Below are 13157 nucleotides of genomic sequence, written 5' to 3'. Positions count from 1 at the left end.
CCATTTTCGAACAAGCCAATGGCACGTGAAGACTAGAACAGAATCAGCTTAAGAATTAATCGTCTTGTAATTGCTGGCGGCGCTTAAATTGCGCCACAGCCTCATCAATATATTTGCCCAGAAACATTAACGAGACCGGTCGTAAAATAACAAAGTAGCACACCAATACCAATAGCAAAGGTAGCACAAACATCCATGAATCGACCCGCGCTAATAATAAAAACGGTGGGATCAAAATCAACAGTTTTAAAATGTTCAAAGTGACCTTAGCAGGTGCTGGCATTTTGTTATTAGCAAGCTCAATAATTTGCTGTTTTTCGGCAAAATTAAAGTCTTGTAATTGCTCAAATTGATTACTGGAAAAATAGAATTTCATAATGATTCGACTAAACTAACGTAGGCGGTATTGTAGCAAAGGCTAGGTAACAGGCAAACCTAAATACCAGCAAAAATATACAATACAGGCTAATCGGCGCCATCTGTATAGCAAATGTAATAAATCAATTTTTAGGCTATTTTTAAGTACCTAAATCTATTGTGTTTTGCTACAATTGCGCCAATTTTCGTAACAGGTTAATAAAAATGAACGTAATTGAAGGAACTTTTGTAGCCACAGGCAAGAAATTTGCCATTGTTGTTTCTCGCTTTAACAGCTTTGTTGTTGAAAGTTTGTTAGAAGGTGCTGTTGATGCACTAAAGCGTCACGGTAACGTTGCCGACAGTGACATCACAGTGGTTCGCGTTCCTGGTGCATATGAGTTACCAGTTGCCGCTAAGAAGCTGGCACAAAAAGGTGAATATGACGCCGTTATCGCTATTGGTGCGGTTATTCGCGGTGGTACACCACACTTTGATTTTGTTGCAGGCGAATGTAATAAAGGCTTGGCGCAAGTGGCAATGGAATTTGATATTCCAGTGGCATTCGGTGTGATTACCGTTGATAGCATTGAGCAAGCAATTGAACGTTCAGGTACCAAAGCAGGTAACAAAGGCGCAGAAGCTGCCCTAAGTGCACTTGAAATGGTAAATGTTTTAGAACAATTATAGGTGACCCCGTTGGCTAAACCATCTCCTAGAAGAAAAGCACGTGAAATTGCCGTACAAGCGATCTATTCGTGGCAATTAACTGGTAACGATATCGGCGAAGTTGAATCAAACTTTATTGCCGATAACACAAAACGTCGCTTTGAAATCGACTTTTTCTCCAAGTTAGTACGTGGCGTTGCTGCAAACGTCAGTGAACTTGATAATGCAATTCGACCGCATGTTGACCGTCCGTTGGATGAAGTTGATCAGGTAGAAAAAGCCATTTTACGTGTTGGCATTTACGAACTTCGTGATTGCAAAGACGTACCATATCGTGTGGTGATCAATGAGGCTATCGAGCTGGCTAAATCGTTTGCCGCTGATGACAGTCATAAATTTGTCAATGGTGTGTTAGATAAAGTCGTCACGGCATTCCGTCCTAACGAGTAAGGTTTCTACTTCTCTATGAAAGAGTTTGAACTGATAAAACAGTTCTTCACGGCGCAGCCTGTCAATCGTAAAGATGTGGCAATGGGCATCGGTGATGACTGTGCGCTTATAGAAGCCAGTGGTGATAGCTTAATTGCCGTTACCACGGATACCTTAGTTGCTGGTGTGCATTTCCCTTTGGATACCAGTGCTAGAGCGATTGGCCACAAAGCCGTTGCGGTTAATCTTAGTGATTTGGCCGCTATGGGCGCCGTACCAAGCTGGATTTCAGTTGCGATTACCTTACCTGAAGTAGATGAAAAATGGCTGGCCGAATTTACCCAAGGTATGTTCGAGCTAACAGAATACTATAATGTCCAGCTTATTGGTGGTGATACCACTCAAGGACCATTAAGCATTACTATTACCGCTCAAGGCACCGTTGCTAGAAATACAGCGCTGTGTCGCAGTGGCGCGAAAAATGGCGATTATGTGTTTGTCACCAATACCATCGGCGATGCAGGCTTAGCGTTGGCTGCCATCAATGGTCAGGTTGAATTGTCAGAACAAGACTTTGTTAAAGTCAAAGAGAAGTTAGACTTTCCTCGTCCGCAAGTGCTAGTGGCACAAATGATCCGTGAATTCGCTACCGCAGCGATTGATGTTTCAGATGGCTTGCTGGCGGATCTAGAACACCTTTGTAAAGCGTCTACTTTAGGTATCGATATCGATTTGGCCAATGTGCCAATATCTGATGTGATGCTGAGTAACCTGAGCAAAAAGCAGGCGATTACCATGGCATTAACCAGTGGTGATGATTACCAATTGATATTCACCGTACCTGCGACCAATAAAGTTGGTGTTGAAACCGCGATGGCGCATGCGAATGTTGATTATCGCTGCTTAGGCCAACTAAACCCATCACAACAGATAAACCTGCTGTTAGATGGTGAAAACTTTGTGGTACCGAGCAATGGTTTTCAACACTTTAGTTAATGGCGTTGTAACGTTATGAGCAATAAAAATGCCAGTCAGCTTTTTAATTTAAGCAATCCCGTGCACTTCTTAGCATTGGGTTTTGGCACTGGATTAGCGCCGAAAGCACCTGGTACCTTTGGCACCTTAGCGGCTCTACCTTTCATTTTTATTCTTGCTCAGTTCTCCTTACCGGTTTATATCGTCGCGACCATTATTATGTCTGTGGTTGGTATTTGGATTTGTGGTAAAGCGTCTGCAGACGCAAAAGTGCATGACCATGGCGCCATTGTCTGGGATGAAGTTGCCGGTTATACAATTACCATGATCGCGATTCCACTCAATTGGCAAACTCTGCTGGTTGGATTTATCATCTTCCGTATTTTCGACATATTAAAACCTTGGCCAATATCGATTGCCGATAAAAAAGTCCATGGCGGCTTTGGTATTATGCTAGATGATATTATAGCTGGTGTTCTGTCTTTAGCCTTGATGCATCTTATCTTTTAACTACCCTGTTTTGCTCACCTGCCATGTTGGTTTTGTTCCTTAATGGCATGCCTTAATAGAGTTAACCTTGTTCAGGTTTAACATTTATTAACATAATTCTGATACCCCTTTCTTTAGATTAGCTTGATAGTTTGGCGTTAATGTCCCTGTCTTAAACCCTTTGCCTTGCCTACCGTCAGGTGTCGAGCAGAGCACTGTGGTTTTATTCAATTGGTATTTCGCCCGAATAAAAATAAACACAAGTTAAATAAACTCAGGGGAAATTATGAGTACGGTCCAGAGAAAACTTCTCACGCGATTATCGACGGTTGCCTTAGCTGTTTCATTGTCCGCATGTGGCGGCGGTGGAGGCGGCGGTGGCGCTGATGACAACAAGCAAAAGCCACCTCCGGCGCAAAATAATGTGCCAGTGATCTCTGCATCTCCTGATTTGTCAGTTAATGAGTTACAGCAATATGCGGTAACCATCAGTGCCAGTGATGCCGATGTTGGCGATACATTGACGTTCTCAGCATTGAACTTACCAGCATGGCTATCATTAGATAGCACAACCGGTGAGTTATCAGGCACACCATCACTGTCTGATGCTGGAAGTTATGACAATATTATCGTTAGCGTCTCAGATGGCACCGATTCAGCTCAACTCGAGGCATTCTCGATTACCGTTGACGATACCTATGTGATAACTGGCCCAGTTGTTGATGGCTACGTTTCAGGTGCGAAAGTCTATTTAGACGTAAATGCCAACGGCGCATGGGATAACAGTGAACCGTTTGCGCTTTCGGACGCTGCTGGCATATACGAGTTGCATGTCGCAGGTGATGATAAAAGTGCTTTAAGTATTGCCCCATTACGTGCCTATTTAGGTGAGGGCGCGGACGATATCAGTCGCGATAACGATGATTTCGCGGCTATGCCAGTGACCCTATCTACGGTGCCGTTCACGGCGCTAAATTATGATAAAGCCATCACTCAGGTTATTTCTCCATTTACTCAGCAATTAACACAACAGCTGTCAGCTGAACTGCAGCAATTGCACGCAGGAACCATCTCAGAACAAGGCTTTCGCGATGCTGTCGCGTTACAAAAAAATAGCCTGTCGACGATTTATGGGGTTAATTCTGCAGGCATGTTTGGTGATTTCTTAAGTGACTCAGCGCCAATCAGTGATGAACAACAACAACGTCTTGTTGCTCGTGCAGAGCAACTTGTCAGCCAATGGCAATATCAACACAGTGATAGCCATGATATGGACAATGACGGTGTCGTTAATAATTTGGATAACGATATCGATGGTGATGGCGTCAATAATGACCTTGACGCGTTTCCTACCGATGCTAATGAATGGTCAGATATCGACATGGACTTTATCGGTGATAACGCCGATATCGATCGCGATGGTGATGGTATCAACAACGACCAAGACGCATTTCCGGCAGATTCTAGCGAGTGGTTAGACAGTGATAACGACGGTTATGGCGATAATTCGGATGCGTTCCCACAAGACTCAAACGAGTGGTTAGATAGCGACAGCGATGGTTATGGTGATAATTCAGATGCCTTTCCAACGGATGCCTCTGAATGGTTAGATACCGACGGTGATGGCACCGGTGATAACAGTGATGATGATATTGATGGTGATGGTCTGCTAAATGACGTTGACCCGGATCAAAACGTTTATGACAAGAAAGTATCTGAACTGACCTTGACCGACGCAGTACTGCAAAGCTGTTTAGCAAACTCTCAAGATGACTACGTCTATAAAATTAACTCGTTCAGCTGTGCCGATAGCACTATCGCTAGTTTACAAGACCTAGCTAATTTTTCTAATTTGCAATACCTAAACTTACCTGGTTCGCAAGTGAGTGACTGGAGTGCTATCTCGCAATTGGCTGATTTATTACAAATTGAAGCCAGTAATTCCAATTTCGTCGATACCAGTTTATTGAGCGGTATGGCTAAATTGCAAAAGCTGATCATTAACGACACTGACGTCACCAATGTCGATGTGCTTTTGACGTTACCGTCTTTGTTGGCCGTTGAAGTTTATAATACTGAACTGACGGATGGGCAATACATCAGCCTACTTGAAAACGACATTGCCATTCACTCAAAATCGGTCGATGTTGAACAATCCGCAGGTTTTTATGCTTACAGCGATTATTACATTGAGCTGATGTCTAATTTAAAAGGCAAATATTACCGTGAAAGCGGTAACGTGCAATTTAATTGGAAGAGCATTGGCAGCGGTGTTCTCGAATTGTCTGATTACCTTGGCAAATCAAATCTGGTGGTTGTCAGCGGCAGCATCGAAGATGGCATCGCCATCAAGTACAGTAAAACAGAGCAAGGTGTTGAGTTTTCTAAGCAAGCAATTAGCGCTTACCACCGTGAAAAACTTAATTACAGCTACGTGCCTTTGCCGGATGTAATGCCGGGCAATTATGATATTTGTGTCGGTATTGAAGATACCAATCAAATTGGCTGTAGTAAGTATGATATTGCCGGCGAGTTAGAAATTCTTACTTTTCGTGTCAATGATGAAGACGTTGAATTACCTATCGATGCGGTGGTTCAAGCCGGTGGTGTTATAGCTCAAATTAACTATGGTAATTGTGCTTTGTACAACAATACCGTGCATTGTCATGGTGGTGAATTTGAAGCCAACCCTGATGTCACAGACCCTGAAATTCTAGCGGTTGGTAATACTCACTACTGTGTTGCCCAAGCAGATCAAACGGTAAAATGTTTTGCTGAAGAGGGGGCCGCCGTAGTGGCGAATGTGCCAAGCTTTACTGACGTAACCGCTTTGCTATCCGGTGATCAGTTCAGTTGTGCATTAGATGCTGGCACGGTGAAATGTTGGGGCGATGATTTATACAACGTTGTTAGCGTACCGGACAGCCTAGGTACCGTGACTCAATTGTATGGCAACAATGTATTAGCCTGTGCTGTTGATGAAAACGGTACAACCTGTTGGGGCAAAGAAGAAGAAAAGCTGCATGAAGTACCAAGCTTGCAAGCATCAACGGAAAAACTTGAGGTGCGTTATGGTTCCATTTGTTCACTTGGCAATGGCAGTGTCGATTGTTGGGGCCAAGATGCCATTGAAGAGTGGAGCGAAGAGTTACAGCAAATCATCATAACCGGTTGGGTTGATCGAGTAACTGTCCCTGAATTTAACGATTCAGTGTCTGATATCATCAAAGGTATTGGTCGAGAATACTGTGCGTTATTAAGCACAGGTAGCTTACATTGCTTTGAAGATATGGTGGGTGACAGTTATGTACCAACAACACCACTAATGCAAAATATCGAATGGGCTGTAAGTGGTACCAACGCTATTTGTGTTGGTAGTGGCGCGGCTATCGAATGTATCTTAAAAGAGCCTGGTGGTAGTGGCACGTACCAAGATGAAGTGTACGTACTGGAACCATTTACTTTTAATTAAGCTTTGCTCTAGAGCGTATAACACAATTTTAAACAGTCATTAAAGACTAAGTTAAAACCCCGATAATTTGCTTTGTCGGGGTTTTCGTTTATTTGCGCCTAGATTAACGCCCAGCAGTTAGCTTTTTCATTTGTTAATGACCTCACTAAAGCTATGGCTGAAAAATATTCGATACGTATTTTTATTGTACATAAGTGCTGATTTGTTGCGGCGTTAGTTAATAAGTTTATTTGGTTTAAGTTTTTGTTATGTATGGTTTTTTATAAATTCGTTGATGGATTGTGAATGGGTTTAACACTTTTTAACAAACATCGTAAGTTTGCTGATTTACATTGGGTTTGCGCAAGTGTTTTTAAGGTTAAGTACAGGTTGACAGTTTGTTAACGAATAAGAATAAAACGCTTAGAAGCACGAATAAAAACTAGTCTAATGGGAAGAAAAATGTCCAATACAATAAAATTTAATAAATCATTGATCGCGACAATGGTTGCTACCAGCATGCTTGCTGCTTGTGGTGGTGACGATGTTGAAGTTCAAGATACCAGAACTGAAATCGTAGAAATTCCTACACCGACACCAACACCAGCTGATCCAGTTATGGCATCTGCATACGTGTCAGTGGTTGACGGTAACACAATGGCGGCACTATCAGGTGCAAGCGTTGAGTTTCACGTTGATGGTAAAGTGGTTCCTGCTGTTGCCTCTGGTACTGGCTACGCAATCGATGGCCTACCAACAAACTCTGACTTTATCGTTGCTGTAAACGTAGAAGGCAAAGCGACTGCATACGCTCAAGGCACCACAAACTCTGGTGCGCTAAATATTGATCCTATCGCTGTCTATGATTCTGTACCAACATCGGTAAGCATTGTTGACATGATGGGCGCGCCAGTAACCGGTTTATCTTTATACGTAAACGGTGCTGATGCGGCAGGTATTGAGAACATGCCAAGCGTGCAAATGGAAGGTGATAGCGAATTCCTATCAAGCATTCCTAACGTATTTGCCAGCGAGAGCAACGGTGTTTACACCTTTATGCTTCCGGCAAATGGTACGTCATTTGACGTAGAAGTTGCTGGTGCATTTGCTAGCCAAAGTATGGACTACGTGGTTGTTGGCGGTGCAATGTCTGTTGCTGCTGGTCAAAGCCCAATGGTTTATGTTGACGACGCACACCAAGCGACATTATTCACCGTTAGTTTCGGTCTAGAATTTGCTGATGGTTCTATGGTGACACAAGGTCCTGAACACTTATACCTAAATGACGGCGAATTAATGGCGGCATGGGATGATGCATCACAAATGTATTGGATCACTGACCTATCTTTTGCGCAAGTAATGAACCCAATCGCTCTAGATATGGTTGAAATTGATGGCGTTATGTTCGCCGCAATGGATGTTGCTTCAGCAGGTCTACCGTCATTTGACCAAGCGGCTTCTTCAGCAAACATCACTCTAGCGATGAATACTGACACTGAAAACGGTGAAGCACTACCAATTGAATATAAAGTTGTTTCTTCATCTGTAGTTGCTGGTACCGAAGCTAAATTCACTGTAATTTTCAACCAACCAGTTGAAATTTTAGGTGACCGTGTAACAGCTTACTCAGAATTTGTAAGAATGCGTGGCGACCTTGAAAACTACTCTTTCCGTCAATCAGGTCGTGAGCACAGCTACTACTTCTTTAACGAAGATGGCACTCTATGTGAAGACCCTTGGGAACAAGGCTTATGTCCTACTGAAACCGTACTAGGTGACACACAAGCTATTGATTCAACAGCGGTAACAGGTGTTGATGAAGAAGGTAATAACATCGTTGAAGGTGTTATTAAGTACAAAGCTGATAACTATGATGAAACCAGCACATGGTCACAAGTGACTGTTGGTGCACCAATGGTTGGTACTGATGGTAAAATCTTAGCTGGTACCAATGGTTGGGTTCACGGTTTCTATCGTGATGCCGGCAGCAACACTCGCCACGATTTAATCGCGGCCGGTGAAGATGGCGCAGAGTTTAGCTGGAACGAAGACAAAACTGTTCTTACCATTACTCTAAATAGCGAAAGCTACGACGCTGATGCCGAGACTCCGGTACTGCCTACCGGTCATGTTGACGCATTACCACGCGGTTACTTCAACGCAACTGACCTACAACACGGTGAGCAACTGCAACTTTCATTTGTTACAACACCAGTAGAAGGCAGTGCGACAGCAATCGATGTGATGATCGATGAAATGATTCCAGAAGCGATGGCAGTACAAGCAACGGCTGAAAACTTAGTTGTTGCAACCGGTGCTGGTATTGACGTAGCGGCTACCACGTACACTAACGAAGGTTACCAGTGGACTAACTATGAAGGTCAAGAAAACTGGTTAGACTCAGATGCTAACTGGATTGACTTACCTGGTCTTAATGGTCAAATGGCAGCCGCTGGTGATGCGTACTGGCAATGGCAACAAACGCCAGACGGTCAATGTACTTTCTCTCACCCTTATTGGGACAATGGTACATGGCAATGTATCTACCCTGGCGAAGGTTTTGATTACTTCCCTGCGAAAACGAAAGTTGTCGATATGGCCACTTGGTACTCATACGTTGTTGATGATTACGAAGTTGTAAGCAAAATGCTTTACGCAGACGGTGAAACATCATTCCGTGCGGCATACCTAGTTTCTCCAGAGCCATTAACGGGTAACGTTACTATCGTTAAATCTCATAACGTATTCTGGGATGCAACGGCAAACGACGGTTTAGGTGGCGCTGGTACTGGTGAGCGTGAAGTCAACGAAATCGTTGGTATCAACCTTGAAGAAGATGCGTCTTACGGTAACGCTGCAGAAGAAATGTACTACGTTATGCACACTTGGGATAACACCCTAATTTATAACGGCAACAATAAGTCTGATGTTGAAGGTTCAGCTTACGGCTTACCAGTACGCACAGGTTTCCCAAGCGACGTTATGGAAGGTAAAAACTACTTCTATAAAATCACTAATTCATTAACATCACTGCGTCCATCTGATACGCGTGGTACGGTTACTCACATCACTGTGAACCTTAACCTAACCACAGCATCTGGTGAGACCATCCGTGTTGAAAATGTGATGATGCCTGTTAAGTAATAACTTAATACCCCCAAGTAAAAACAGTAGCTTCGGCTACTGTTTTTTTTGCTTAAAACAACGCCTACGAATAAACACATTGTCAGCTAGCATTGGCAAATCATGTTATCCCATGCTGTCGCCAACGCCGCAGTGGGTAACGCATTATTAGCACCACTTTAACAAAAGTTAACATTATCAGCGTCGTTTATTGTGATAAGGATAGGGGGTGTAATCGATAAGCTGTATACCATCAAAATGAAAATAAAAAATTGCCCATCAAAGCCCGCTGTTTACCGTGTTAAATCGGTTGTTAGCACAGCGCTTCTGTCGTTAACGTTATCCACAACACTCGTCTCATGTGGCGGTTCAAACAAAGGTTCTAGCAACAGCCAAGCAGATAAAGAGGCAGTGTTAGCATTCGATCAGAGCTCAACGCCAGCTAAGCAAGTAAATGAACTTGAGGCATATACCTATACACCCAAGTTAAACATCGATACCAGTCAGCTTAGTTTTTCATTATCCAATCAACCGAGTTGGTTAAGTCTTGATGAACAGACAGGTCAGCTGATGGGCACACCGTCACAAACTGATGCCGGCACGTATAACGACATCACGTTAACCGTGCAATATCAGGGGCAAACGATTACTCAGCACTTTGATATCGCGGTTTATGACCGTTTAACCATTTCTGGCAGTTTAGCGGGGTTTGAACATTTAGACATAACATCATTGTCGGTATTTATAGACCGCAATGGTAATGGTCTGGCTGATGAGAATGAGGTTGCCAGTGAGCTGCAACACGGCGAATTTGAATTTCAACTATCGGCACCATCACTGGCGGATTTAAGCTATATTCAGCCGGTATTGTTATTTTCTGGCAACGAGCAAAACTACCTCGATACGCCGATATTTGCTCACCTTGCAGGCACGATCGCATCGCTGCCAGTAGCTATTGAGAATAGCGACAATGACCTAACCAATCTATCGATAACGCCAGTGCATGCATTACTTGCTGAGCACAGTCGCTCTTATTGGCAAAAGCTGCATATGTCAGCCCTGAATATTAACGATTTTCAGCAACAACTGGCGTCTATAAGCCAACACTGGAGCCATCAATACGGCTTGCCTTTAACGGTTTTAGGCGATGATTTTAATGCACACTATGCAAACTTATCAGCGCAACAAAAAGTCACTGTTGAGCGCCTCAGTCGTCACTATTTTACTGAACAACTTTTATTGCAAAGTACGATTATCGACACTGATGACGACGGCCAAGTAAATCGTATTGATGACGATGTCGATAATGATGGTTTTGTTAATGTCATCGACCAATTTCCAACAAATTTAAATGAACATCACGACAATGACGTTGATGGTCTCGGTGACTATGAAGATAATGACGATGATAATGATCAAATACTAGATCAAGACGATGCATTTCCGTTCGACGCTAGCGAATATCAAGACAATGATGCGGATCGTATTGGCGATAATAAAGACCAAGATGATGACAATGATGGTATCGCCGACCTACAAGATCATTTTCCGCTTGATGCATCAGAACACATGGACAGCGATCTAGATGGTATTGGCAATAACGCCGATGAGGATGATGATAACGATGGCGTAAATGACGCAGATGATGCTTACCCGTTAGACAACACTAAATGGCAGAATAATGACGCCGACGAAGACGGTTGGCCGCTTGGCCAAGACCCTGACGATACAGATAATCGGGTGCCAGATATAGCGTTTAATGATTTCGATTTTGACGGCTTTGCCGATAGTGGCGGCCTATTGCCTGATAACGATGATGACAACGATGGCGTGTTGGATATTGATGATGCCTTTCCATTTGATAAAACTGAATTCTTAGACAGTGACGCCGATGGCATAGGCAATAATCAGGACATTGATGACGATAATGATTTAGTCATCGATATCGACGATGCATTCCCACTCGATGCGACGGAAAGTAAAGATAATGACGACGATGGTGTAGGTGACAATGCCGACAATGACGACGATAACGATGGTATACCGGACGATGAAGATGACATTGACGATATCAACTTTGACGCCGATGTACTAAACAGTGGTCTTATCTTTGCCGACTCTAGCAACTTGCTCGGCTTAACCCATCGCTGGCAACTTGATGACGTTTCGCCAGCAAATGCTACGCAAAATGTTGCCTACAATGTTGCTGGCGGCTTAGCCAGTGGTGATTACGATCAAGACGGTGACATTGATATATATGTGGTTGGTGGTAATAGCCAAGCGAGTAAATTATATCAACAACAAAATGATGGCAGTTACATTGATATCGCAGCACAAGCCGGGGTGCAGCTGAATGGTTTATATTCAGGGCCGGCGTTTGCTGACACCGATGGTGATGGCGATCTGGATCTATTTGTCGCCGCCATGCCAGGCTTTGAAAATGTGCTATTTATCAATGACGGTAATGGTAAGTTCAGTGACAGCAATAGCGCCATAGCCGCAAATAACGCATTCAATATTTCAACATCGTTTGGTGACTTTGATGCAGATGGCAAATTGGATATGTTACTGACCCATTATGGCGAAAGCCTTGCCTCAGAGCCGCAATTACTATGGCAAAATAAAGGCGACAATCGCTTTGTTGCCATTGATGACAGCAGTAAGCTAACCAGCATTGCAACCACACATCAGCGCGATACGCAAAATGAAGACTATATGTTTACCGCCAGCTTTGCCGACATAAATCAGGATGGCTTGCAGGATATCCTCGTCGCCTCAGATCACAGTACCAGCATGTCGATGCTCAGTCAGGAAGATGGCACGCTATCCGATAGCAGTGATGAGTTAAATATCCGTATTGATGATTTGCAAGGCATGGGCAGCAGTCTCGCAGATATTGATAATGACGGTGACTTAGACTGGTTTGTCACCAGTATCACCCAGTTTGATGGTACAAGCGGTAGCTTATCGTTTAGTGGTAATAAACTTCTTAAAAATAATGGTGATGGCAGTTTTGTCGATGTCTCTTATGCCAGCAATACCTTTAACGGTGGTTGGGGCTGGGCAAGTTGTGCCGCGGATTTTAACAATGATGGCTGGATTGATCTGTTTAACGTCAATGGCTGGCTTATCAACTCAGATGCCGCCAGTCATTACGAAAGCCATTTAAACGATACCGTGGCGTTATTTCTTAATAACAAAGATGGCAACTTCTCTCGCACCAACATTAACGTCGGATTGAGTCACCAAGGTCAAGGAAGGGCGGTCTTATGTAGCGATTTTGACAATGACGGTGACGTCGATATCCTTTTAACCGACCACACCGTGGGCAAAAATGCCTTGCTGTATTATGAAAACCAAAACGGTAACCAATTAGGCAACTATCTTACGGTTAGGTTATCTGCCACTGAGCATAACAGCCAAGGTATTGGTGCTATAGTTGAAGTGCACACCCGTAACAATAAGCAATACCGTCATATCAATCTCAACAGTAATTTTACTTCTCAAGCGCCGGCTCTGGCGATGTTTGGCGTAGGCCAACATAAGCAAATTGAACGCATTCAGGTTACGTGGCCAGATGGCGACATACAAACCGTTGAAAACATCGCTGTGAATCAATCCATATTAATAAAGAAAACAGACAATACTCTGTAAGTAGTCGATT

8 protein-coding genes are annotated in these 13157 nt (G+C 43.4%); 7 read left to right on the top strand and 1 reads right to left on the bottom strand.

What is annotated here, in order from left to right; all coding sequences use genetic code 11:
* Positions 1 to 55: 55 nt before the first annotated feature.
* Positions 56 to 376, bottom strand: coding sequence for a DUF6170 family protein (locus E2K93_RS02895; protein WP_135437647.1), 321 nt, complete (start codon positions 374 to 376; stop codon positions 56 to 58).
* Positions 377 to 582: 206 nt separating this feature from the next.
* Between E2K93_RS02895 and ribE the strand changes: the two genes are divergently transcribed.
* From ribE to E2K93_RS02860, 7 genes are all read left to right on the top strand, one after another.
* Complete coding sequence (gene ribE, locus E2K93_RS02890; RefSeq protein ID WP_135437646.1) at positions 583 to 1047, top strand: 6,7-dimethyl-8-ribityllumazine synthase; 465 nt, start codon at positions 583 to 585, stop codon at positions 1045 to 1047.
* Between the two features lie 9 nt (positions 1048 to 1056).
* On the top strand, positions 1057 to 1476 hold the full coding sequence (gene nusB, locus E2K93_RS02885; RefSeq protein WP_135437645.1) for a transcription antitermination factor NusB: 420 nt from the start codon (positions 1057 to 1059) through the stop codon (positions 1474 to 1476).
* A 15-nt stretch (positions 1477 to 1491) separates the two neighbouring features.
* A complete protein-coding gene (gene thiL, locus E2K93_RS02880; RefSeq protein ID WP_135437644.1) occupies positions 1492 to 2451 on the top strand; it encodes a thiamine-phosphate kinase in 960 nt (319 codons plus the stop codon).
* A 15-nt stretch (positions 2452 to 2466) separates the two neighbouring features.
* On the top strand, positions 2467 to 2940 hold the full coding sequence (locus E2K93_RS02875) for a phosphatidylglycerophosphatase A (protein WP_135437643.1): 474 nt from the start codon (positions 2467 to 2469) through the stop codon (positions 2938 to 2940).
* Positions 2941 to 3205: 265 nt separating this feature from the next.
* Positions 3206 to 6391 carry an Ig domain-containing protein gene (locus E2K93_RS02870; protein ID WP_135437642.1) on the top strand — a complete coding sequence of 1062 codons (3186 nt, stop codon included), beginning with the start codon at positions 3206 to 3208 and terminating at the stop codon, positions 6389 to 6391.
* A gap of 441 nt (positions 6392 to 6832) precedes the next feature.
* Positions 6833 to 9514 carry a hypothetical protein gene (locus E2K93_RS02865; RefSeq protein ID WP_135437641.1) on the top strand — a complete coding sequence of 894 codons (2682 nt, stop codon included), beginning with the start codon at positions 6833 to 6835 and terminating at the stop codon, positions 9512 to 9514.
* Between the two features lie 237 nt (positions 9515 to 9751).
* Positions 9752 to 13147 (top strand): FG-GAP-like repeat-containing protein, encoded by a 3396-nt coding sequence (locus tag E2K93_RS02860; RefSeq protein WP_135437640.1) that lies wholly within the window; start codon positions 9752 to 9754, stop codon positions 13145 to 13147.
* The last annotated feature ends 10 nt before the right edge of the window (positions 13148 to 13157 follow it).

The organism is Thalassotalea sp. HSM 43 (assembly GCF_004752005.1).
Classification (GTDB): Bacteria; Pseudomonadota; Gammaproteobacteria; order Enterobacterales; family Alteromonadaceae; genus Thalassotalea_A.
The sequence above is the reverse complement of the archived record's forward strand: the minus strand, read 5'-3'. Positions and strand labels throughout refer to the sequence as shown.